Annotated in this window: 19 protein-coding genes and 2 pseudogenes; 15 read left to right on the top strand and 6 right to left on the bottom strand. The window is 61.9% G+C overall.

Annotated features, from left to right (window positions below):
* Nucleotides 1-293: 293 nt before the first annotated feature.
* The 3 genes from GUY40_RS15015 to GUY40_RS15005 form a co-directional block, all read right to left on the bottom strand.
* Entirely contained in the window at nt 294-767 is a 474-nt protein-coding gene (locus GUY40_RS15015) for an N-acetyltransferase (RefSeq protein WP_166569702.1), read from the bottom strand.
* Between the two features lie 89 nt (nt 768-856).
* Nucleotides 857-2,197, bottom strand: coding sequence for an ATP-binding protein (locus tag GUY40_RS15010; protein WP_166569701.1), 1,341 nt, complete (start codon nt 2,195-2,197; stop codon nt 857-859).
* The gene (locus GUY40_RS15005) at nt 2,194-2,889 is read right to left on the bottom strand and encodes a response regulator (protein ID WP_166569700.1); all 696 of its coding nucleotides are present in this window, start codon (nt 2,887-2,889) and stop codon (nt 2,194-2,196) included. Before GUY40_RS15005 ends, GUY40_RS15010 begins: the two co-directional genes overlap by 4 nt.
* Before the next feature lie 177 nt (nt 2,890-3,066).
* On the opposite strand from GUY40_RS15005, the gene GUY40_RS15000 reads away from it, so the two are divergent.
* Nucleotides 3,067-3,909 (top strand): TlpA disulfide reductase family protein, encoded by an 843-nt coding sequence (locus GUY40_RS15000; RefSeq protein WP_166569699.1) that lies wholly within the window; start codon nt 3,067-3,069, stop codon nt 3,907-3,909.
* On the top strand, nt 3,906-4,664 hold the full coding sequence (gene dsbG, locus GUY40_RS14995; protein ID WP_166569698.1) for a thiol:disulfide interchange protein DsbG: 759 nt from the start codon (nt 3,906-3,908) through the stop codon (nt 4,662-4,664). Before GUY40_RS15000 ends, dsbG begins: the two co-directional genes overlap by 4 nt.
* 227 nt (nt 4,665-4,891) lie before the next feature.
* On the opposite strand, the pseudogene GUY40_RS14990 reads toward dsbG, so the two are convergent.
* A pseudogene (locus GUY40_RS14990) lies at nt 4,892-5,043 on the bottom strand (MBL fold metallo-hydrolase); the annotation flags it as partial.
* Nucleotides 5,044-5,602: 559 nt separating this feature from the next.
* On the opposite strand from GUY40_RS14990, the gene GUY40_RS14985 reads away from it, so the two are divergent.
* From GUY40_RS14985 to GUY40_RS14930, 12 genes and pseudogenes are all read left to right on the top strand, one after another.
* Nucleotides 5,603-6,919, top strand: coding sequence for a nucleotide sugar dehydrogenase (locus tag GUY40_RS14985; RefSeq protein ID WP_166569697.1), 1,317 nt, complete (start codon nt 5,603-5,605; stop codon nt 6,917-6,919).
* A 114-nt stretch (nt 6,920-7,033) separates the two neighbouring features.
* Entirely contained in the window at nt 7,034-8,515 is a 1,482-nt protein-coding gene (locus GUY40_RS14980; protein ID WP_166569696.1) for a glycosyltransferase family 2 protein, read from the top strand.
* 37 nt (nt 8,516-8,552) lie between these two features.
* On the top strand, nt 8,553-9,731 hold the full coding sequence (locus GUY40_RS14975) for a PilZ domain-containing protein (protein ID WP_166569695.1): 1,179 nt from the start codon (nt 8,553-8,555) through the stop codon (nt 9,729-9,731).
* Between the two features lie 133 nt (nt 9,732-9,864).
* Entirely contained in the window at nt 9,865-11,268 is a 1,404-nt protein-coding gene (gene algK, locus GUY40_RS14970; protein WP_371924818.1) for an alginate biosynthesis TPR repeat lipoprotein AlgK, read from the top strand.
* Complete coding sequence (locus GUY40_RS14965) at nt 11,265-12,719, top strand: alginate export family protein (RefSeq protein ID WP_166569693.1); 1,455 nt, start codon at nt 11,265-11,267, stop codon at nt 12,717-12,719. The genes algK and GUY40_RS14965 overlap by 4 nt, the downstream gene beginning before the upstream one ends.
* Before the next feature lie 27 nt (nt 12,720-12,746).
* Nucleotides 12,747-14,312, top strand: a complete 1,566-nt coding sequence (algG, locus tag GUY40_RS14960; RefSeq protein ID WP_166569692.1) for a mannuronan 5-epimerase AlgG — start codon at nt 12,747-12,749, stop codon at nt 14,310-14,312.
* A gap of 13 nt (nt 14,313-14,325) precedes the next feature.
* Entirely contained in the window at nt 14,326-15,783 is a 1,458-nt protein-coding gene (locus GUY40_RS14955; protein ID WP_166569691.1) for an alginate O-acetyltransferase, read from the top strand.
* Nucleotides 15,784-15,790: 7 nt separating this feature from the next.
* Nucleotides 15,791-16,918 carry a mannuronate-specific alginate lyase gene (locus GUY40_RS14950; protein WP_166569690.1) on the top strand — a complete coding sequence of 376 codons (1,128 nt, stop codon included), beginning with the start codon at nt 15,791-15,793 and terminating at the stop codon, nt 16,916-16,918.
* A gap of 238 nt (nt 16,919-17,156) precedes the next feature.
* The gene (locus tag GUY40_RS14945) at nt 17,157-18,614 is read left to right on the top strand and encodes an MBOAT family protein (RefSeq protein WP_166569689.1); all 1,458 of its coding nucleotides are present in this window, start codon (nt 17,157-17,159) and stop codon (nt 18,612-18,614) included.
* Nucleotides 18,615-18,624: 10 nt separating this feature from the next.
* Nucleotides 18,625-19,782 (top strand): annotated as a pseudogene (locus tag GUY40_RS14940) (alginate O-acetyltransferase).
* A 12-nt stretch (nt 19,783-19,794) separates the two neighbouring features.
* On the top strand, nt 19,795-20,466 hold the full coding sequence (locus GUY40_RS14935) for an alginate O-acetyltransferase AlgF (protein ID WP_166569687.1): 672 nt from the start codon (nt 19,795-19,797) through the stop codon (nt 20,464-20,466).
* Nucleotides 20,467-20,505: 39 nt separating this feature from the next.
* Nucleotides 20,506-21,957, top strand: coding sequence for a mannose-1-phosphate guanylyltransferase/mannose-6-phosphate isomerase (locus GUY40_RS14930; protein WP_166569686.1), 1,452 nt, complete (start codon nt 20,506-20,508; stop codon nt 21,955-21,957).
* A 119-nt stretch (nt 21,958-22,076) separates the two neighbouring features.
* Here GUY40_RS14930 and GUY40_RS14925 read toward each other — a convergent pair whose 3' ends face one another.
* Nucleotides 22,077-22,850 carry an ABC transporter substrate-binding protein gene (locus GUY40_RS14925; RefSeq protein ID WP_166569726.1) on the bottom strand — a complete coding sequence of 258 codons (774 nt, stop codon included), beginning with the start codon at nt 22,848-22,850 and terminating at the stop codon, nt 22,077-22,079.
* 105 nt (nt 22,851-22,955) lie between these two features.
* A complete protein-coding gene (locus GUY40_RS14920; protein WP_166569685.1) occupies nt 22,956-23,579 on the bottom strand; it encodes a TetR/AcrR family transcriptional regulator in 624 nt (207 codons plus the stop codon).
* A 129-nt stretch (nt 23,580-23,708) separates the two neighbouring features.
* Between GUY40_RS14920 and GUY40_RS14915 the strand changes: the two genes are divergently transcribed.
* Complete coding sequence (locus GUY40_RS14915; RefSeq protein WP_166569684.1) at nt 23,709-24,251, top strand: exonuclease domain-containing protein; 543 nt, start codon at nt 23,709-23,711, stop codon at nt 24,249-24,251.
* Nucleotides 24,252-24,293: the final 42 nt, after the last annotated feature.

Genomic DNA, 24,293 nt, shown 5'->3' with positions numbered 1-24,293 from the left:
GCGATTCTGAAATCACCTGCAATCGCGGGCTCAATCGCAGATGCCAATGGCCTCAGGGGCCGCTGCGCGGCCCATCGCGGCCAGGTCCGCTCCTACATGGACGTCTGTGCTCGGTCCTTAACTGACCGGCATTGGGGCAGCCCGGTTCCTACAGTGGGTAAGTCGGGCAAAAATCCCGAGGGCGCGCCACGCTAAACGCAGGCCGCCCCGGATTTTCATGCTTGGAAAACGCATCAGCAGCCCCCCGGATTTACACCCAAGGTCGCTTGTCACCAGGTTTTTTACAGGGAGGGTCAGAGCCGCTTGAACATCGGGATCAATGACAACCCAGCAAAGCGAATGGCGCCGCCCGTGCTGCGATAACCCAGATGGCGATAGAACGCCAGGCCCGTCGCGGTGCTGTAGAGCGATGCGCGGCAGCAACCCTGTTGCGCAAGGCAGCTTTCGAGGTCGTTCATCACCGCCCGGCCCACCCCTCGGCGAAAGCACTCGGGCTGCACATAGCACATGCGAATCTGACCATCGGGCATGGCCAGCCCGACAGCGACCGGCTTGCCGTGCAACAGGCCCAGGCGCAAGTGCAGTTCGCTGTCTGTTGCCCAGCGCTGAATGTCGTCGACGGTTTGATTGCGCATCCAGGCCTGGACCGTAGCTGGGTCGTTACGGTGATCAATGGCGCAACCGGTTCTGATCGAGCGCTCGATAATCCGACTGATGATGCCGGCGTCGGCGGGGCCAGCTGCACAAACTTGTATCGGGATATCCATATCTCGCTACCTCACTTCAGGGTTCGAATTGCCCTTGCGGGCGACACGAACCCTAGCGTGAGGCAGCGGCGAAGGCGACCGAGGCGCCGTTACATTTCTTGTGCGGGCCCGGCTCGCAGTGGCACCTGCAACTGCACCCGCAAACCATCGGCACGGCTGTCGAACTCAAGCGTGCAACCGCAGCGCTGGACAATCGCCTGCACGATCGCCAGGCCAAGGCCGCAGCCGGCGCTGTGGCTTTTGCGCCAGAAACGCTGGGTCAGGTATGGAAGGTCCTGTGCGGGAATCCCCGGGCCATGGTCGCGCACCTCAAAGCGCACGCCGTCGCCATGGCTGTGGACGTAGAGTTCTACCTGGATGTCGACGGCGGTATGGCGCAGGGCGTTGTCGAGCAGATTGCGCAGTGCGGCAATGGCCAGGGTCGCCGGCATGTCCAGGCTCAAGCCCTCGACCTCTGCGGCCAGTTGCAGGCGGACCCGCTCGCGGTCACCGGGGCTGGCATCCTGAATGGCCAGGCGCGCCACTTGCCCGGCGCTGCACAGCGCACCATCATCGAAGGACAGACTGCCCTCGACACGCGCCAGCAACAACAATTGCTCAAGGGTGCGGTGCAGCCGGTCGGCCCCCTCCTCGGCATGGGCCAGGGCCTGCTCGCGAGGGGCACCGCTGGTCATGCGAGCCACTTGCAGGTGGGTCTTGATGGCCGTCAGCGGGCTTCGCAGCTCATGGGCGGCGTCCCCGGTCAAACGGCGCTCGCGCTCGATGGTTCGGCCGATGCGCAAAAGCAGCTGGTTCTGGGTTTCCAGCAAGGGCTGCAGCTCACTGGGCAAGGCTCGCACCTGCAGCGGCTCGAGCGAATCCGGGCTGCGCTTGCGCAGGGCATCGCGCATGCGGTTGAGCGGTGCCAGGCCCTTGCCGACCCCCAGCCACAACAGGCCGAGGCTGCCGAGCAAGGCCATCAGCACCGGTGCGGAAGCGGCCAGCAGGATCGAGCGATTGAGCGCCTCGCGTTCTTCGTGGCGGTCGGCGGTGGTGATGCGGATATCACCGCGAGCAAAGGTGAAGCTGCGCCAGCGGGCGCCGTCAATCATCTGGTCGTGGAAACCGCTGCGCTGGTCGTCCAGCGGCTGGTCGTTGCTGTTGTGGCTGCGGGCCAGGATCTCCCCACGCAAGGAGCTGACCTGGCAGGCCATGCCGTCGGGAATGCTCAGTTGATCGGCGCTGAAGCGGGCCGCCTCGCCCTGGGCAGCCAGGGGCTGGGGCAGCTGATCGATGAGCCCGGCGACCATGCGCGCCGACGCCACCAGGCGCTGGTCGAGGGAAAACATCATTTGCTGGCGCAGGTCGCGCAGCATCCAGGCCGCCGCCAGCGCCCAGATCACCACAAAGGCCGTGCCCAGGATCAGGCTCAATCGCAGGCGCAAACTCATTGGCCGGCCTGCTCCGACAGGCCAGTCGGCGCCTGCGCCGGGCCCAGTCGATAACCCAGGCCACGTACCGTCTCGACAATGCCGTTGCCCAGCTTGCGGCGCAGGTGATGGATATGCACGTTCAGGGCGTTGCTTTCGACTTCGTCGCCAAAGCCGTAGACGCTGTCTTTGAGTTGCTCGCTGGACAGTACCCGGCCACGGCTTTGCAACAGCGCCTGGAGCAAGGCCTGCTCACGCCGCGACAAGTCCACCGGCTGGCCTTGCAGGAAGGCTTCGCGGCGGCTGGGATCGAAACTCAACGGACCATGCTCGATCAGGTTCACGCAGCGCCCGGCCACGCGACGCAACAAGGTGTGCAGCCGAGCACTGAGCTCACGCAGGTCGAAGGGCTTGAGCAGATAGTCATCGGCGCCGGCCTGCAAGCCGTCGACCCGGTCGGTGACGGTGTCGCGGGCAGTGAGAATCAGCACAGGCAGGCTCTCACCTTCCTGACGCAGGCGCTGCAGCAGTTTCAGGCCGTCTTCGTCGGGCAGGCCGAGGTCCAGCACCAGCACATCGAAATGCGCGGCCTTGAGCAGCGCCCGGGCGGCGCTGGCGGTGGCCACCCGGTCGACGGTCAGGCCCTGGGCAGTCAGGCCGGCAACAATGCCACTGGCAATCAACTCGTCGTCTTCGCAAAGCAATACGTGCATGATCGGGCTCGATGAAAAAGCTCCAGCAGACCAGAGCGGGATTAAGGCGCAATTATGCCGCGAATCTTCCGCCCTGAAGACTCGGGCCGACCGATGCGCCCTGTTAATGGCGGATTAATCCACAGCGGCCATGCTCTGACACTTCGGCACCCTTTTGCCCGCAAGGACCCACGCCTGATGCTGACACTGAACCTCGGCCCGTTCACCCTGGCGCTTCACCACCTGCTCCTGCTGCTGGCGCTGGGCATTGCCACGCTGGTGGGCTGGCGGGTGGCCCGGCGTGGCGGGGAGAATCCGGAGTCGACGCTGTTCAGCCTGTTTCTGCTCGGGTTCGTGGCCGCGCGAGTGGGCTTTGTGCTCCGCTATTGGGCGCAATACCGCGATGACCTGTTCCAGGTCATCGACATTCGCGACGGTGGCTTTCTGGCCGTCCCGGGCGTGGCCGCCGTGGTCATCGGGGCATTCTGGACCGGCTGGCGCCGACAGCCCCTGCGCCGCCCGCTGGGCTGGGCGGTGGCCAGCGGCCTGTTGTTCTGGGTGTTGGCGAGTTTTTCCAGCCAGCTGTATGAGCGCAGCACCCGCCTGCCCGCCATCAGCCTGCGCGACGCTGCCGGCTATTCGGTGCCGCTGTCGCGCTACAGCGGCAAGCCTCTGGTCATCAACCTCTGGGCGACCTGGTGCCCGCCGTGTCGACGGGAGATGCCGGTGCTGCACCAGGCCCAGAAGGAACGCCCGGACGTGGTGTTCCTGTTCGTCAACCAGGGCGAGTCGCCCCGCAGCGTCATGACCTTTCTGGCCACCGCCGGGCTGGACCTCAACCACGTGCTGTTCGACGGCAGTGGCCAGTTGGGCCAGCTCGTGGGCTCATCGGCGTTGCCCACTACACTGTTCTACACCGCCGATGGCCGCCTGCTGGGCAGCCATCTGGGCGAACTTTCGCGCGCCAGCCTCACGCGTGCGCTCGAAGCCTTCGAGCCCGCCCCGGCCGACGCCGCCACTGCTGTCAGGAGCGTTCCATGAAACCATTGATCCCCCTTGTGCTCGGCGCTGTCCTGCTGCACACCCCGCTGCTGTTGGCCGAGGAGCTGCCGGCGCCGATCAAGGCCATCGAGGCCAAGGGGGTTCGCATCCTCGGCAACTTCGATGCACCCGGTGGCCTGCACGGCTATGCCGCGCAATACCAGGGCCGGGCAATGGCGCTGTACCTCACCGCCGACGGCCAGCACGTGTTGATCGGTACCCTGCTCGATGCCAAGGGCGACGACCTCAGCCAGGCGCCGCTGGACAAGCTGGTCTACGCACCGATGGCCAAGGAGTGGTGGGGAAAAATGGAACAATCGACCTGGATCGCCGACGGCAAGGCGGATGCACCCCGCATCATCTATCTGTTCAGCGATGCCAATTGCCCCTACTGCAATCTGTTCTGGGAGCAGGCCCGACCCTGGGTCACCTCCGGCAAGGTGCAGTTGCGGCACATCATGGTCGGCATCATTCGCGAAGACAGCGCCGCCAAGGCCGCGGCCATGCTGGCCAGCAAAAACCCGGAGAAAACCCTGGAGCAACATGAAAAGGCCGGCAAGAGCAGCGGCCTGAAACCCTTGAGCAAGATCCCCGACGACATCGGCAACAAGCTCGCCGCCAACCTGGCACTGATGGAGGAAATGGGGCAGTCGGCGACCCCGTCGATCTTCTACCTCGACAAGGCCGGGAAGTTGCAACAGCAGCAAGGGGCGCCGCAGCCGGAGCTCCTGGGCGAAATACTCGGCCCGCGCTAAGGCCGAACCGCAATTCAGATGCAGGAGCGGCGGTCCGGCGTTCCGGCCTGACCGCGATGGGGCGCGTAGCGGCCCTGGGGGTCTGCTTCACAGCCCAGCCAGGTCCGCTCCACATGGACGTCTTGTGTTCCGGTCCTTAACTGACTGGCATTGGGGCAAGCCGGGCTCCTAATCGAATCCAGCAGGTGGATTTGGGTTTGTCAGCAGTCTGAATCATGCTCGCACGGCTTAGACTCGGCAAACCAGAAACTCATGGAACCTGGCGGGTGCCCCGGCGTGTGCCGCGCCACCCCGCAACCGCAGGCCAGCTCTTCGTCATCCTCCAGCCAACGATCCGGCGAGGGCACTGTCGTGCAGGGCACGCGAACATCTGGCACTGATCGTCTTTGATTTATATGCCGTTTTGAGACGCAGCAAGGCCTGAAGTCAGCCAGAAATATATGACTACTTCAGACCCCCCCTAGTATTTCTGACAGGTTGCCAAACCTGCACAGCCGGAGCATAAAGTCACTTCGCTAACTAAGCCGTTGCGCCAGCGCTTTTTGATTCAAGGAAGTTGACCATGAACTCACCGCTCATCGATGAAACTTCTCCCTCAAAAGTTCCAGCCAAGGGCGACCTATACATGGGCGCTGTCTCAGAAACCGAGAACAGACTTCCAACAACCAAGCGGCAAGGTGATCAAACGTTATTGGACCTGAGCAGTTAAGCGCTCTGCCTTCAAGACCCGCTATATCCAAGGGCATGCCACCACAACAAGGACAAGTTGCGTAGAACTTGAGTGCACACTGCTTAGGCACTCGGAACCTATTCCGCCTGCACGCGGTACTTTGACATTAAACCGTCATACTTCCGCGCGCCCGAACACTGCTGGCTATTTAATCCAACCTGGCTCTTATTGTTTTGAGCCAGCGTGATAAACACATGAGGTGAATGCGATGCGTATCAGCATTTTTGGTTTGGGTTATGTGGGTGCAGTCTGCGCCGGTTGTTTGTCTGCACGGGGTCATGAAGTAGTGGGCGTGGATATTTCCAAGGCCAAGATCAACCTGATCAACAACGGTAAATCGCCCATTGTTGAACCGGGTCTTGAAGCACTTCTGGAACAGGGCATCAAGAGCGGCCGTCTGCGCGGAACCACCGACTTTGCCGCCGCCATTCGCGACACCGATCTGTCGATGCTCTGCGTCGGCACGCCCAGCAAAAAGAACGGCGACCTGGAACTCAACTACATCGAATCGGTGTGCCGCGAGATCGGTTTCGTCCTGCGTGACAAAACCACCCGCCACACCATCGTGGTGCGCAGTACCGTGTTGCCCGGCACCGTGAAAAACGTGGTGATCCCGATTCTGGAAGACTACTCGGGCAAAAAAGCCGGCGTCGACTTCGGCGTTGCGGTCAACCCTGAATTCCTGCGTGAAAGCACCGCGATCAAGGACTACGACTTCCCGCCGATGACCGTTATCGGCCAGCTCGACAGCGCCAGCGGCGATGTCCTGCAGTCGCTCTACGAAGAACTCGACGCGCCGATTATCCGCAAGGACATCGAAGTGGCCGAGATGATCAAGTACACCTGCAACGTCTGGCACGCGACCAAAGTGACCTTCGCCAACGAGATAGGCAACATCGCCAAGGCCGTCGGCGTCGATGGCCGTGTCGTGATGGAGGTGGTCTGCCAGGACAAGGCCTTGAACCTGTCGCAGTACTACATGCGCCCGGGCTTCGCCTTCGGCGGCTCCTGCCTGCCCAAGGACGTACGCGCCCTGACCTACCGCGCCGGCGCCCTGGACGTGCAAGCGCCGCTGCTCAACTCGCTGATGCGCAGCAATGAGTCCCAGGTGCAGAACGCCTTCGACATCATCGAAAGCCACGATAAACGCAAGGTCGCCCTGCTTGGCCTGAGCTTCAAGGCCGGCACCGACGACCTGCGCGAAAGCCCGCTGGTGGAACTGGCGGAAATGCTGATCGGCAAGGGCTACCACCTGAGCATCTACGACAGCAACGTCGAATATGCCCGCGTCCACGGGGCGAACAAGGACTACATCGAATCGAAGATCCCCCACATCTCGTCCTTGCTCAACTCGGACTTCGATCAAGTCATCAACAACTCCGATGTGATCATCCTCGGCAACCGCGACGAGAAGTTCCGCGCCCTCGCCCAGGACGTACCAGAGGGCAAGCAGGTCATTGACCTGGTCGGTTTCATGGCCCAGGCCACCTCACCGGCCAACCGTACCGAAGGCATCTGTTGGTGATCGCTGCACGTGCGCAAAGCCTTCGGGCCCTGCGCAACACCTTATGCCTGCCTTAACCAAACTCGGACGTTGTGACCCGTTACAACACGCCCGATAACAAGACGGATGCAGATCATGCACAGGCTAAAACACGACCTCCTCCTGGCCGCCGGTTGGCTGTTCTATTTGAGCTTGCTCATGGCAATCGCCCTGATGCTGCCAAAAACCATTTTCGACCCCGAGTCGAAGTACTTCATTCTTCTGCTGGGCGTCGTCGGTATCTGGCGTTACACCATGGGTGCCACGCATTTCGTGCGCGGCATGCTGTTTCTTTACGTGGTCTACCCATGCCTTCGGCGCAAGGTACGCAAGCTCGGCACGGCGGCTGATCCGTCCCACGTCTTTCTGATGGTCACCAGCTTTCGCATCGAGGCGCTGACCACCGCCCAGGTCTACAGCTCGGTGATTCGCGAGGCGATCGCCTGTGGCTACCCGACCACCGTGGTCTGCTCGCTGGTGGAAATGGCCGATGAGCTGCTGGTCAAAAGCCTCTGGGCCAGGCTCAACCCGCCTGACCGGGTCAAGCTGGACTTCGTCCGTATCGCCGGGACCGGCAAGCGTGATGGCCTGGCTTATGGTTTTCGCGCGATTTCCCGCCACTTGCCGGACGAGAATGCGGTGGTCGCGGTCATTGACGGTGACACCGTGCTCGAAGAGGGCCTGGTGCGCAAGACCGTGCCCTGGTTCAAGCTGTTCGACAACGTTGGCGGCCTGACCACCAACGAATTCTGCGTAGTGCGCGGCAGCTACATCATGAGCGAATGGCACAAGCTGCGCTTCGCCCAGCGTCACCTCAACATGTGCTCGATGGCCCTGTCCAAGCGCGTGCTGACCATGACCGGGCGCATGTCGATGTTCCGTGCCTCGGTGGTGACCAACCCCGAATTCATCGCCGACGTGGAAAACGACTCGCTGCATCACTGGCGCCTGGGCCACTTCAAGTTCCTCACCGGTGACGACAAGTCCAGCTGGTTCAGCCTGATGCGCCTGGGCTACGACACCTTCTACGTGCCGGATGCGGCGGTCAGTACCGTCGAGCACCCGCCGGAAAAGAGCTTTATCAAGGCCAGCCGCAAACTGATGTTCCGCTGGTACGGCAACAACCTGAGGCAGAACTCGCGAGCAATGGCCCTGGGTGTTCGCCGCCTGGGGCTGTTCACCAGTGTGGTGCTGGTCGATCAGCGCGTGTCGATGTGGGCCTGCCTGCTGGGCCTGACGCTCGCCATCATCGCCAGCATCAAGTTCAGCCCGGTGTACTTCCTGGTTTACCTGCTGTGGGTCGGCATCACCCGCTTGATCCTGACCTTCCTGCTGCTGTGCTCCGGCCACACGATCGGCCCGGCCTACCCGGTGCTCCTTTATTACAACCAGGTCGCCGGGGCGATCATGAAGATCTACGTCTTCTTCCGCCTCGACAAACAAGCCTGGACGCGCCAGCCCATCGTCCTCAAGCGTGATCTGGCCAGTTTTCAACAATGGTTCAACACCTGGTCCTCCCGGACCATGACCTTCTCGGCGGTCAGCATTTTCGTTGCTGTGCTGACCCTGGTCGTCTGAGCCGGACCCCGAATGGATTTAATAAGGAGCAATCGCGATGAATACCGCCGTGAACGATAATGTTGTGCATGAATCCGAAGCCCAGCGCCAACACGTCCGGGTCCGGATTCCGGCCAAGCTGAGCTACAACACCGACCCCAACCGTGAAACCGACGCAATCGAGGATCTCTCGGCCGGCGGGTTCTGCCTCCTCGCCAAGCAGCCCCTACGCGTGGGCGAGGTCCACCATGGCAGCCTGCAGTTTCTGATCGACAACCTGAAACTGGCCATCGACGTGGAGTTCCAGGTCCGTTGGTACGACCCGGACAACGGCCGTGCCGGTTGCCAGTTCCAGAACCTGGAGCAACGCCAGATCACCTTCCTGCGCCACCTGATCATTTCGCACCTGGCCGGTGAGTTGGTCACCGTGGACGGTGTGCTGAACACCCTGCAGCGCGACAACTTCACCAAGGAGCGCAAGCACAAGGATGGCGTCAGCAGCATGAGTGCCTTCGGTCGCCTGCGCGCAGTGGTCTTCAGCCTGGGGATCTTCCTGCTCGGGCTCGTGGCCTTCGGCTTGATCTTCAAATCGGTGTACGGCATGTACTTCGTCAGCCATGCCGAATCCGGGGTGGTCAGCCTTCCGAGCGTGAACGTGACCATGCCGCGTGATGGCACCCTGCAGAGCCTGGTCCAGGTGCACGGCGAGGTCGCCAAGGGTGCGCCGCTGGCTTCGTTCAGCACCAGCATGCTCGACATGCTCAAGGACCATCTGGACGACCAGCTGCTGCAACCGGCCAAAGTCGAGGAGCTATTCGGCAAGCAGGTGAGTGGCACCCTGACCAGCCCGTGTGACTGCATCGTCTCGCAGCAACTGGTACCTGACGGCCAGCACGCCAGCAAGAGTGCGGTGATCTTCCAGCTGGTACCGCGCAACAGCCAGGCCAATGTCGAAGCGCACTTCGACTATCGCCATTTCGACGCCGTCAAGCCGGGCGCCCGGGTCAAATTCCAGGTCGCCGGCGAAGACAGTTTTCGCAAGGGGCAGATTGTCAGCAGCTCGATTATCAGCAGCCAGAACCTGAACAGAGAGGATTCGCCTTCGGATATCTGGGTGAAGATCAAGCCTGATGCACCGCTGAGCAGCGAATGGGAGGGGCGCCCGGTAGAGGTGATCAGCGATCGCGGTCCTTCACTGGATTGGCTGTTCGATAAAGCTGTGGCTCGTGGCCTTTGAGGAGGGTATGCCGGTGAAATTGCTCAATGCTGGCGAGTGCTACGGTCGTGCGCGACTCCGACTCGATCGCGGGCAAGCCCGCTCCTACAGTAGTCAGCGCACCACAAATGATTGTGGGAGCTGCGGTGCGACGATTCGCCTTGCCAGCGAAGCTCTTAAAATCACCAGCCTGGCGATCGCCATGGGTCTGAGTGGCTGTGCCGGCCTGCCGGATCAGCGCCTGGCCAACGAAGCGCTCAAGCGGGGTGACACGGCGCTGGCCGAGAGCAATTACCGCCAACTGGCCGAACTGGGCTACAGCGATGCCCAGGTCGGTCTGGCCGACCTCAAGGTCAGCACCCGCGACCCGGCGCAGATCAAGTCGGCTGAAGCGATCTACCGCGCCGCCGTCGATACCTCGCCCCGGGCCCAGGCGCGCCTCGGTCGTTTGCTGGCCGCCAAAACCAACGCCAGCGAAGCCGAGCGTCATGAAGCCGAACAACTGCTCACCAAGGCCTTCGCCAATGGTGAGGGCAACACCCTGATCCCGCTGGCGATGCTGTACCTGCAATACCCACAGAGCTTTCCAAAGGTCAACGCCCAGCAGAAGATCGATCAGTGGCGCGCCGCGGGCTATCCCCAGGCAGGTCTCACTCAGGTGTTGCTGCACCGCACCCAGGGCACCTACGACCAGCACCTGGATGAAGTCGAACGCATCTGTAAACCGGCACTGAACACCACCGACATTTGCTACGTGGAACTCGCCACCGTTTACCAGAAGCGCGGCCAGGCCGACCGACAGGCCGAGCTGGTCAAGCAACTGCAAGACGCTTACCAACGCGGCGCAGTCCCGGCCACACGTGTCGACAGTGTCGCCCGCGTGCTCGGCGATGCCACGCTGGGCCAGACCGACCAGAAAACCGCACAGGCCCTGCTCGAGCAAGTCGCTGCGGCCAACCCGGCGTCCTGGGTCAGCCTGGCGCAGTTGCTCTACGACTTCCCGGAACTGGGTGATGTCGACAAGTTGATGGAGTACATCGACAAAAGCCATGCAGCCGATCAGCCACGTGCCGAGCTGCTGCTGGGCAGGCTCTACTACGAAGGCAAGATGCTCCCGGCCGATGCGAAGCAGGCCGAAAGCCATCTGCAAAACGCCGCCGCCACCGAAAACAGTGCCCATTACTACCTGGGCCAGTTATACCGCCGCGGCTACCTGGGCCAGGTCTACCCGCAGAAAGCCCTCGACCATCTGCTGATAGCCGCCCGCGGCGGTCAGAAAAACGCCGACTACGCGCTGGCGCAGTTGTTCTCCCAAGGGCGTGGGACCAAGCCAGACCCAGTCAACGCCTATGTCTTTAGCCAACTGGCACTGGAGCAAAACACGCCGCAGGCCATCGAGCTTGCCCAGCAAGTCAATGAACAACTACCGCCGGCGCAACGTGCCCAGGCCCAACGCCTGCTGCAGCAGGAGCAGCAAATGCGCGGCTCTGTGAACCAGGGTCAGAACGCACTGCCACTGCACGCGCTGCAAGAACGAGACGGTGAGAATTCCCTATGAAACTCAATCCCTGGATGAAAGCCGGCGTTGGCCTGGGCTTCACCCTGATCTGGTCGTGCCCGACCCTGGCGGCGATGAACGCCGAGAAGAACTTCGGCCTGGAAGTGAAAGTCACCGGCCAGTCCGAAGACGACCGTGACCTGGGCACCCGCGCCGGTGGCGACGTCAACGGCGCAGGCCTGGACCTGCGTCCCTGGGTCTATGGCGGGCGCGGCAACTGGAGCGCCTTTGCCATGGGCCAGGCGGTCGCCGCCACCGACATCATCGAAACCGACACCCTGCGCCAGTCCACTGTCGACCGCAGCCAAGCCAACAGCAGCGACAACCGCAAGCCGGACAAAAGCTACCTGGCCATGCGCGAGTTCTGGATCGGCTACAGCGGCCTGACCCAGTACCCCGGCGAGCAGCTGCGGCTCGGTCGCCAGCGCCTGCGCAACGACGACGGCATGTGGCGCGACACCCATATCGAAGCGCTGAACTGGATCTTCGACACCAGCCTGCTGCGTGCCAACCTGGGTGTGGCCGAGCGCTTCAGCGAATACCGCACCGACCTGACCGAGTTGGCCCCCGATGACAAGGATCGCCTACACGTCTATGGCGATGTCGCGACCCAGTGGCAACCGGGCCATTGGGTCGGCCTGCGCGCCCACCACAGCCATGACAGCGGCAAGCTGGCCAACCCCGGCGAGACCGTCGATGCGCAGGACAAGACCCAAACCGGCGACCTGACCTGGCTGGGCCTGGAAGCCAACAGCGATGCCTACAACTTCCGTAATACCAACACCCTGAACTACTGGGGCAGCGTGACCTGGCTGACGGGTAATCGCGATTCCCTCGACACCACCACGGTGAATGACGAACAGGTTGCCACCGGCAAGCAGAGCGGCGACGTCAACGCCTGGGCCACCGACTTGGGTATCCGCTGGCGCCTGGACGCGAACTGGCAAATCGGCGGCGCCTACGCCCGCGGTTCGGGAAACTACGAGCAGACCGGCCTTGAGAGCAACCGTTCCAACTTCACCGGCACTCGCTCGCGCGTCCGCCGTTTCGGTGAGGCCTTGCGTGGCGAGCTGGAAAACCTGCAGTCGGCGACCCTGTTCACGTCCTGGCAGCTGCAGGGCGACTACGACGCCAGCCTGATCTACCACAAGTTCTGGCGCGTCGATGGCGATCAGAACATCGGCGGCAGCGGCATCAATGCCGTGGTCGAGGACAACGGCATCAACCGTCCGCTGATTCAGGGCGAGAAAGACCTGGGCCAGGAAATGGATCTGGTGGTCACCCAGTACTTCAAGCAAGGCCTGCTACCGGCGGCCTTGAGCCAGTCGATTGATGAGCCGTCGGCGCTGGTGCGCTTGCGTGTCGGCATATTCAAACCTGGCGACGCCTATGGCAAGGAAGCGGATTCGTACATGCACCGCGCCTTTGTCGATGTGGTCTGGCAATTCTGATGCAAGCCGCCAAAGGAGCACAATGAGATGAACATTCGACACCTCGGCAGCCGAGGCCTGCTGGCCACAGCCCTGCTGCTGGCCACCAGCGTGGCGCTGGCCAACACCGAGGCACCGGCCTCGAAGGCCAAGGGTTTGCAACAGGCCAAGACCTACACCGTCAGCAGTGCGCCGATCGAACCGCTGCACCTGGACAAACCGAAGCTGCCTGACCTCTCCGGCTACACCGCCGAAGCCGTCCAGGCCAGGATCGATCGCAGCCACGCAGGCAAGGTCCAGGTGCGGCGCATGCTGCAGGAAGACACACTGAAGGAGTTCATCGGCGGCGACAACAAAATGGCCGAATGGGTCGCTCGTCAGCATGGCATTCCGCAGGCGATCTTCATCGAAGATGGCCACGTCAATCTCAAGGACTTGAGCAAGACCTTGCCCAAGCAGTACTTCAGCGAAACCGCACCGGGTGTGTTTCTCGCCCGCTTGCCGATCGTGGTCGCACGCAAGGGCATCCTCGAGATCGACAAGCAGACCCGCGAGCTGCGCCTGTCCCAGGAAGGCGGTTCGTTCCTGATCAACGACGGTAAGCTGTTCGTCACCGACACCAGAGTCACCGCCTGGCGCGAGAAGGACAATGGCCCGGCCACCTTCCGCTCGCCCAAGGAGTTCCGCCCGTTTCTGTTGTCCTGGGGCGGTACCGAGACCTATGTGGTCAACAGCAAGATGGCCAGCTTCGGTTACTCCAAGAGTAAGTCCTACGGGGTGAGTATTTCCCAGTACACCCCGGACATGGCCAAGGCCATGAATCGAAGCGAACCGACCGGCTGGTTCATAGGCTCCGAGTTCTCGGACATGTGGTACGGCTTCTATTGCTTCGAGACCCGGGACTTCGTGCTCAAGGGCAACACCTACCGCGACAACATCGTCTATGGCATTGACCCGCACGACCGCTCGCACCGCCTGATCATTGCCGAGAACATCGTCCACGGGACGAAGAACAAGCACGGCATCATCATTTCCCGCGAGGTCAACGACAGCTGGATCATCAACAACCGCATCTATGACAACAAGCTCTCGGGCGTGGTGATCGACCGTAACAGCATCAACAACCTGATCGCCTACAACGAGATCTACCGCAACCACACTGACGGCATCACCCTCTACGAGAGTGGCAACAACCTGATCTGGGGCAACCGGGTGATCAACAACCGTCGCCACGGCATCCGGTTGCGCAACAGCGTGAACATCCGCCTGTACGAAAACATCGCCATGGCCAACGGCCTGGTGGGCGTCTACGGGCACATCAAGGACCTGACCAAGACCGACCGCGACTTCGCCCTGGACCCGTTCGACGCCAAGGTGTCGCTGACCCTGGTCGGCGGTGAACTGGCCGCCAACGGCAGCGGGCCGCTGTCGATCGATTCACCGCTGAGCGTGACGCTGTATCGGGTCTCCATGCATGCGCCGAACAACCCCAACGGCATCAGTTTCTCTGGTGCGCTGGGCGAGAAAGAGGGCGAAATCCTGGACCTGATGGTGCGCCAGCGCAAAGCCGTGCTGATCAACCCCGTCGAACGCCAGACCGAAATGCGGGACTAAGGAAGGTATTTTTATGCACCCACATCTTGTCAAACTGCTTGGCCTCTCGGGCCTGGCCGCCGCCATGCTTGCCGCCAGCGGCGTCGCCCATGCCGATGAAGTGCAAGCCCCGGCGTTCAGCGCCGAGCCGTGCTGCAACCTCTGCCCCGAGGCCCACGACGCCAGCCGTTACACCACGCGCTATCAGCAAAACTTCACCACCCTTGTGCAGGCCGAAGGCGACTGGCTATTCCGCACCCGTGAAGACTTGCGCACCGAATTCGACACCACGCCGGCCGGCTACCGCCGCCTGCAGCAGCTGCACGATGCCTTCAAGGCCAGGGGCGTGGAGTTGGTGGTGGTCTATCAACCGACCCGCGGGCTGGTCAATCGCAACATGCTCAAGCCGGCCGACAAGGCCGCCTTCGACTACGAAAAAGCGCTGCGCAACTACCAGGGCATGCTCGCCCGTTTCAGCAAGATGGGCTACTGGGTGCCCGACCTGTCGGTACTGACCAACGAGCAACTGCCACTCGCCGAGCAAGGCCATGATTTCTACTTCCGTGGCGACCAGCACTGGACGCCCTACGGTGCCGAGCGTGCGGCGAAGATCATTGCCGAGAAGGTCAAACAGGTGCCCGGGTTCGCCGAGATTCCCAAGCGCGAATTCGAGACCCACAGGTCCGGGCGCATGGGCAAGACCGGAACCATGCACACCGTCGCCGGGCAACTGTGCGGCACCAGCTACGCGATCCAATACGTGGATCAGTTCACCACCGAGCCCAAGGGCGAAAGCGGCGGCGAAGACCTGTTCGGCGATTCCGGCAACCCGCAAATCACCCTGGTCGGCACCAGCCACAGCGGCAAGAACTACAACTTCGCAGGCTTCCTGGAGCAGTACATCGGCGCCGATGTGCTCAACGTCGCCTTCCGCGGCGGTGGCCTGGAGGGCTCGATGCTGCAGTACCTGGGCAGTGAAGAGTTCCAGACCAAACCGCCGAAGATCCTCATCTGGGAATTCTCGCCGCTGTACCGCCTGGACCAGGAAACCATCTACCGGCAGATGATGGCCCTGCTCGACAACGGTTGTGAAGGCAAGCCAGCGCAACTGAGAGCCAGTACCTCGCTCAAGCCGGGCAACAACGAGCTGCTGGTCAACGGCCGTGGCGGGGGCATCAAGAACCTCGAGAACCGCCATCACCAGATCGATATCCAGTTCGAAGACACCTCGGTGAAAACCCTGCAGGCGACCCTCTGGTACATGAACGGCCGTCATGAAAACGTGAGAATCGAAAAGCCGGCAAGCTCCGAAACCGACGGGCGCTTCGCCTTTGAGCTGCGCGACGATGCGGATTGGGCCGGGCAGAACCTGCTGGCCGTGGAAGTCCTGGGCCCCGAAGCCGCAGCCGCGCCGCAGAAAGTTGAAGCGAAAGTATGCAACCGCAACGTGTTCCCCGGTGCAGCGCAACGCACTGCACAAGCCGGACCATGAGGCTCCCATGCAGACGTTGAAAAATTCCGCTCGGAAACTGGCTGCACCGGCCCTGCTCGGCCTGGCCCTGCTTGACATGACACTGTTCGGCTCGGCCGCACAGGCCGCGACACTGGTGCCGCCGCAGGGTTACTACGCCGGCATCGAAGAGCTGAAGGCCGACAAAAGCGGCTTCAAGTGCGATGCCGTGCCGACGCCCTACACCGGCAAGCTGGTCTTTCGCAGCAAGTACGAAGGCTCCGACAAGGCACGGGCAACCCTGAACCTGGCGTCGGAAAAAGCCTTCCGTGACTCGACCGCCAGCATCACCACCCTCGAGCGCGGGGTGAGCAAGCAGGTCATGCAGTACATGCGCGACGGCCGCCCCGAGCAGCTCGATTGCACGCTGGCATGGCTGGGCGGCTGGGCCCAGGCCAACGCCTTGATGTCCACCGACTTCAACCACACCGGCAAGTCGATGCGCAAATGGGCGCTGGGGAGCATGTCGTCCGCCTGGTTGCGGCTGAAGTTCTCCAACTCGCATCCGCTGGCCGCGCATCAGGCCCAGGCCGAACTGATCGAGAAATGGTTCGGGCGCATGGCCGATCAGGTCGTCAGCGACTGGAGCAACCTGCCGCTGGAGAAGATCAACAACCACTCGTACTGGGCCGCCTGGTCGGTGATGGCCACCGCCGTGGCAACTGACCGCCGCGACCTGTTCGACTGGTCGATCAAGGAGTACCGCGTAGCTGCCAACCAGATCGACGCCCAGGGTTTCTTGCCCAACGAGCTCAAGCGCAAGCAACGCGCCCTGGCCTACCACAACTACGCCCTGCCGCCGCTGGCGATGATCGCCAGCTTCGCCCAGGTCAACGGCGTCGACGTACGCCCCGAAAACAACAGCGCCCTCAAGCGCCTGGGTGATCGGGTGCTGGCCGGGGTGAAGGCCCCTTCAGCGTTCAAGAGCAAGAACGGCGAGAAACAGGACATGACCGACCTGAAGATCGACAGCAAATTCGCCTGGCTCGAGCCGTGGTGCAGCCTTTACAGCTGCAGTGCCGAGGTGGTCGAGAAAAAGCATGAGATGCAGCCGTTCAAGACCTTTCGCCTGGGCGGTGACCTGACTCGGGTCTATGACCCGCAGGCCGAGAAATAACACGCCGTGGAAGCTGCTTTTTGTGGGAGCGGATTTATCCGCGAATGAATGCAGTGCGGTGTATCTGAAGAATCGCGGTGAGGCAATTCGCGGATAAATCCGCTCCCACATTAGAAGCCCGTTCCCATAGGGGATAGGCGAACAGCGCAAGACAGTAATTTTGGTTTTCCCCCGGATTTCAGTGGGGGGTTTGGGGGGCTGCGGCCCTTGATTCGGAATACAACAAGGAGAGATCGGGATGGTGTTTTCATCCAACGTGTTCCTGTTCCTGTTCTTGCCGATCTTTCTCGGCTTGTACTACTTGAGCGGACAACGCTATCGCAACCTGCTGCTGCTGATCGCCAGCTACGTGTTCTACGCCTGGTGGCGGGTGGACTTCCTGGCGCTGTTTGTCGGCGTCACCCTGTGGAACTACTGGATCGGCCTCAAAGTCGGCGCCGCCGGCGTGCGCACCAAGCCCGCCCAGCGCTGGCTGCTGCTCGGCGTGGCGGTGGACCTGGGCATCCTCGGCTACTTCAAGTACGCCAATTTCGGGGTCGACAGCCTCAACGCGATCATGACGTCGTTTGGTCTTGAGCCGTTCATCCTGACCCACGTGCTGCTGCCGATCGGTATCTCCTTCTACATCTTCGAATCGATCAGCTACATCATCGACGTTTACCGTGGCGATACCCCGGCGACGCGCAATCTCATCGACTTTGCCGCGTTCGTGGCGATCTTCCCGCACTTGATCGCCGGCCCCGTGCTGCGCTTCAAGGACCTGGCGGACCAGTTCAACAACCGCACCCACACCCTCGACAAGTTCAGTGAAGGTGCCACGCGGTTCATGCAGGGCTTTGTCAAGAAGGTCTTTATTGCCGACACCCTGGCCGTCGTCGCCGACCATTGCTTCGCCTTGCAGTACCCCACCACGGGCGACGCCTGGCTCGGCGCGCTGGCGTACACCGCACAGCTGTACTTCGACTTCTCCGGCTACAGCGACATGGCCATCGGCCTGGGCCTGATGATGGGCTTCCGCTTCATGGAGAACTTCAAGCAGCCGTACATCAGCCAGTCGATCACCGAGTTCTGGCGGCGCTGGCACATCAGCCTGTCGACCTGGCTGCGCGATTACCTGTACATCACCCTGGGCGGCAACCGCGGCGGTCGCTTCGCCACCTACCGCAACCTGTTCCTGACCATGCTGCTGGGCGGCCTGTGGCACGGCGCCAACTTCACCTACATCATCTGGGGTGCCTGGCATGGCATGTGGCTGGCCATCGAGAAAGCTGTAGGCATCAACACCACGCCGCGCAGCTTCAACCCTGTGCGCTGGGCACTGACGTTCCTACTGGTGGTGATGGGCTGGGTGATCTTCCGCGCCGAGAACCTGCACGTCGCCGGGCGCATGTACGGCGCCATGTTCAGCTTCGGTGACTGGCAGCTGTCGGAACTCAACCGTGCCAGCGTGACCGGCCTCCAAGTGACGACCCTGGTGGTGGCCTACGTCACGCTTGCGTACTTCGGCCTGCGTGATTTCTACCGCAATGCCAAGCCTGAACCCGTTGCCGTGGCACCTGGCGCACTGCTCAGCTCGGCCGGCGTCATCGACTGGTCGCTGTATGCCACCCGTGCGCTGGTATTGCTGCTGTTCGTGGCTTCGATTCTCAAACTCTCGGCGCAGAGTTTCTCGCCGTTCCTGTATTTCCAATTCTGAGGCGCAGACCATGACCCGTTCATTACGCATCCTCTACGTCGCGCTGTTCCTGGCCCTGCTGCTGTGCCTGGGCGCCTGGTCCCTGCGCAGCTTCATGGGTTTCAACACCAACAGCGACGCCACGCTGCTCAACGGCAAATGGGCCAAGGCCGTCGAGACTCATTACGACGACGAGTTTCCGATCAAGCGCCTGGGCACCAACCTCTGGGCCGCACTGGATTTCAAACTGTTCAACGAAGGCCGCCCGGGCGTGGTGCTCGGTCGCGAGCAATGGTTGTTCAGCGATGAAGAGTTCAAGCCGGTCGCCAACAGCGATCACTTCGAACAGGAAAACCTGGCGCTGATGCGCGGCGTGCACGACACCCTCAAGCAACACGGGGTGGAGCTGGTGCTGGCGATCGTCCCGGCCAAGGCCCGTCTGTATGCCGAGTACATCGGTGAACAAGCGCCGGCCAGCCTGCACACCGGCCTCTACAACGAATTTCATGCCCAGGCCCGCCAGGCCGACATCTTCGCTCCCGACCTGCTGACGCCGCTGCTGCAGGCCAAGGAGCGTGGCCAGGTGTTCCTGCGCACCGACACCCACTGGACTCCGCTGGGTGCCGAGGTCGTGGCGCAGCAACTGGGCGCTGCCGTCGCGAAAAAAAGCCCGTTGCGCGCAGAGCCGCAGCACTTCATCACAGAAACCGAACAAAGCACGCCCTACAAGGGCGACCTGACTAGCTTCCTGCCACTCGATCCGCTGTTCAGCGACCTGCTGCCAGCACCGGACACCCTGCACAAACGCACCACCCGTGTTGCCGAGGGCGTGGCCGACAGCGATGAAGCGCTGTTTGCCGACAACGAAATCCCGGTGGCCCTGGTCGGCACCAGCTACAGCGCCAATCCCAACTGGAACTTCATGGGTGCCCTGCAGCAAGCCCTTCAAAGCGACGTGGTCAATTACGCCGAAAACGGTCACGGCCCGCTGCGACCAATGCTCAAGTACCTGCAAACCGATGCCTTCAAGAACACCCCGCCCCAGCTACTGATCTGGGAGTTCCCCGAACGCTATCTGCCCATGAAAAGCGACCTCAGCGAATTCGACCCGCAGTGAATCGCACAGTTGAAGAAAACCCGTAACGCCAATCAAGACCTGGCCTTGTCGTCCAATCGGACGAAAGACTGAGAGGAAACGCACATGACCTTGCACACTAACGATCGTCGTCCCCGCAAAAACACTATCGCCAAGGCCTGCGCCCTGACCGCCAGTTTCAGCCTGCTGTCGCTGCAGGCCTGGGCCGGCGCCGACGCCGCGCTCTACGGTCCTATCGCACCGAAAGGCTCGACCTTCGTGCGGGTCTATAACGCCAGCAGCCAGGAAGTCAGCGCCACCGTTGGCAACACCAACATCAACGCCATCGGGCCACAGGCCAGCAGCGACTTCAGCTTCATGCCCCAGGGCGACTACAGCGCCAGGCTGGGCAGCAAGACCGTGCCGGTCAAGCTCGCCTCCGACCACTACTACACCCTGGTCAACAACAGCAGTGGCGAGCCCAGGCTGGTTGAAGAGCCGCCGTTCAAGAACAAGCAGAAATCCCTGGTTCGCGTGCAGAACCTCAGCGACAAACCCCTGACCCTCAAGACCGCCGACGGCAAGACCGAAGTGGTCAAGCCGGTGGCGGCCAACTCCCGTGGCGAGCGCGAGATCAACCCGGTGAAAGTCAGCCTGGCGCTGTATGAGGGCGACAAGAAAGTCAGCGACCTCAAACCCGTGGCCCTGGAGCGCGGCGAAGCGGTCGTGCTGTACGTCACAGGTTCCGGCAGCAGCCTGGCCCCGGTCTGGGTCAAGCGCCCGGTTTCGACCCGTTGATCCAGCTTAAACAGCCCACTTCATTACGGAGATACACCCATGATCCCGGTCATTCTTTCTGGTGGTAGCGGTTCGCGTCTGTGGCCTTTATCGCGCAAGCAGTTCCCCAAGCAGTTCCTCGCCCTGACCGGCGAGCACACGCTGTTCCAGCAAACCCTCTCGCGCCTGGTGTTCGAGGGGATGGACACGCCCATCGTGGTCTGCAACAAGGACCACCGCTTTATCGTCAACGAACAGCTCAGCGCCCTGAAGCTTGAAACCCAGGCGATCCTGATGGAACCGTTCGGCCGCAACACCGCGCCAGCAGTGGCGATCACCGCCATGAAGCTGGTCAACGAAGGCCGCGACGAGTTGATGCTGGTGCTGCCGGCCGACCACGTGATCGACGATCAGAAAGCCCTGCAACGCGCCCTGACCCTGGCCACCGTGGCCGCCGAGCGCGGCGAGATGGTGCTGTTCGGCGTACCGGCGACCAAGCCGCAAACCGGTTATGGCTATATCAAGTCGAACAACGATGCGCTGCTGCCTGAAGGCGTCAGCCGGGTGGCCCAGTTCGTCGAGAAACCGGACAAGAAACGCGCCAACGAATTCGTCCAGGCCGGCGGTTATTTCTGGAACAGCGGCATGTTCCTGTTCCGCGCCAGCCGCTTCCTCGAAGAGCTGAAAAAGCACGACGCCGACATCTACGACACCTGCCTGCTGACCCTGGAACGCAGCAAGCACGTCGATGACAACATCGAGATCGACGAAGCCACCTTCGCTTGCTGCCCGGACAACTCCATCGACTACGCGGTGATGGAAAAGACCCAACGCGCCTGCGTAGTGCCGCTGAACGTCGGCTGGAGCGATGTAGGCTGCTGGTCGTCGCTGTGGGACGTGAACGAGAAGGACGACAACGGCAACGTCAGCAAAGGCGATGTGGTGATCCAGGACAGCCGCAACTGCATGATCCACGGCAGCGGCAAGCTGGTGTCGGTGATCGGCCTGGAGAACATCGTGGTGGTCGAAACCAGAGACGCCATATTGATTGCCCACAAGGACCAGGTCCAGGGCGTCAAGCAACTGGTCAACACCCTCAACGAGCAGGGCCGCAGCGAAACCCAGAACCACTGTGCGGTGTACCGACCGTGGGGCTCCTACGACTCGGTGGACATGGGTGGCCGCTTCCAGGTCAAGCACCTCTCGGTCAAGCCGGGGGCTTGCCTGTCGCTACAGATGCACCACCACCGCGCCGAGCACTGGATCGTGGTCTCTGGCACCGCTGAAGTCACCTGTGACGAAAACGTGTTCCTGCTGACCGAGAACCAGTCGACCTATGTTCCGATTGCCTCGGTGCACCGTCTGCGCAATCCCGGCAAGATCCCCCTGGAAATCATCGAGGTGCAGTCGGGCAGCTACCTGGGCGAGGACGATATCGAGCGGTTCGAGGATATCTATGGTCGGTCTACGCCGACAGCGGCTGGTGTATCGATCAAGACTGTCGCGCGGTAATTTCACAAACCCTCAGTGAGCGCATGCCCTGGGTTTTGGCCCATGCCGGCCTGTAGGAGCTGAGCTTGCTCGCGATAGCGGTGTATCTGCTACACCGCTATCGCGAGCAAGCTCAGCTCCTACAGGCCGGGTATGCCCGTGACCTTGATCCGATACGGCGTGAAGATGCTGACCAGATCCCCATTGGCGCGCAGGCGCTCCATCAGCTCGTTGAACTCTTCACCGCTGATCGGCGCACCAGGGCGCAGCAAGGCGTAATGGTGATAGACCTGATCGATGCGCTCGGAGGCCGTCAGGTTGTTGGCACTTTCGGGGTTTCGCGCCAGAAAATCGCTGAAGTAGGAACGGGTCACCAGGGCAATATCGGCGCGCTTGCGCTCAACCATCGCCAGATTGCTGTCATGGGAATAGGTCAGCGTGGCATTGAACCGGCTGGCGAGCCAGGCCGGATCGGCGTTGAAGTTGGCGAACGCGTAGTGATAGCCACTGAACAGCGCCAGACGCTTGCCCTGCAGCTCGTTGAAGTATTGTTGGTTGCCGGCGTCATGACGGCGGGCGACAAAAATCTCGGCGTCTTCAAGGCCCATGTCGACCGTCACATGGGGGATCTCCTGCCAGCCCCAGTCGGGGTTCTCGAACACAGCGATATCGACGCGGCCTTGCTGGAAGTCGCGAAAGCGTCGTGGGATCGAAGTAGGGACCAACACGAAGCGGTAGCTGCTCTGGACCTCGTTCAACGCCTCCACCAGACGTGGCAGCAACCCGGTGCCAGCGCCCTGTTCGGGACGCACGGTGTAAGGGGGGAAATGGGCAGCCCCAACCTTGACTTCGACCGCTGCCACCGCCGGACGGGCCAGCACCACGGCCACGCACAACAGCAAGGTGCGCAACATCCTCTGGCTTGCTTCGACACTCACGACGCAACACCCCGGTGAACTGTTGGATCCACCTAAGCTAGGCGTTTTCGCGGCGATAGACAACTCCGTCGCACGCCTGTTTCAGCCATCCTTGAGCACCAGCTTGAGCGCTTCCTCGGCCAATTGATCGAGGCTGAGGCTGCCGTGGGGATGAAACCAGGTGGAAGTCCAGGACAAGGCCCCGGTCAGAAAGCGCCGGGCGATGAACAGGTCGCCCTTGAGCAATCCCGCCGCCTGGGCCTGGGCCAGCACCGCGAGCCACTGCTGTTCATACTGGTCTCGCAGGGCCAGCACTTGCACCCGTCCTTCCTCGGACAGCGAGCGCCACTCATACACCAGCACGGCCATGGCTTCGCCGCTGTTGCCAAGGATCGAGTGCAGTTCGCAGCGAATCAGCGCCAGTACGCGCTGGCGCACATCGTCAATACCCTCAAGCGAGGCCTGCATCAATGCCAGGTGATAAATCAGCGCCTGCTCCATCACCGCCCGCAGGATCTCATCCTTGCTCTTGTAATGATGAAACAGGCTGCCGGACTGAATGCCCATGGTGCTGGCCAGCTCACGGACCGTGGTGCGCTCGAAACCGTGGCTGCGAAACAGGTGGGTGGCGGCGTGCAACAGCTTGCCACGGGCACTCTGGGGATCGGCCACGCGGCCTTGCTCAATCAGTTCTTGCAGCACCTGCAAGGCTCGCTGTTCGTCCACATCGATCTCCTTCAAACGTGCCTTGCGTGCGCTCGCACGCTATAAGTATGGACGTCGGGCGCGCAATGTAATGCGCGTTGCGATGGCCAGGCAAGCACCTGGCATCAGGGCCATGAAGAGGAACCCGCTATGACGCACTGGCTGGTCATCGATCTGGAAGCCACCACCGATGAAGGTGGCTGGCCGGTCGAAGATATGGAAATCATTGAAATCGGCGCCTCCCTGGTCAATCGCGAAGGGCGTGAGCTGGACCATTTCCAGCGCTTCGTACGGCCGCTGCGGCGTCCGTGCCTGACACCCTTTTGCCGAGAGCTGACGCATATCACCCAAGGCCATATCGATTCGGCCGCGCCGATTACGGAGGTCTGGCCTCAGTTCGAGCGCTGGCTGGGGCATCATTGCCACAAGTTGGCCGGTTGGGTCAGCTGGGGGGATTACGACCGCAAGCAACTGCTGCTGGAATGGCAGCGCCATCAGTTGCCCAGCCTGCTGGCCGACACCCCGCACATCAACCTCAAGCAGCGCTTCGCCAAGGCCCGCAAACTCGACCGCCCGACCGGGTTGAACGGTGCCCTGCAGCTGGCCGGGCTGCAATTTGTCGGGCAGCAGCATCGGGCCCTGGAGGATGCGCGCAATACCGCACGTCTGTTACCGCTGTCATTGCCGGTCTAGAGACTTCGAAAGCAAGTGACGAGGGGGTAGGGCTTGGGCATA

The sequence above is a fragment of the Pseudomonas sp. R5(2019) genome (assembly GCF_009905435.1).
Taxonomy (GTDB): domain Bacteria; phylum Pseudomonadota; class Gammaproteobacteria; order Pseudomonadales; family Pseudomonadaceae; genus Aquipseudomonas.
This window is presented reverse-complemented; position numbering and strand designations above follow the sequence as displayed.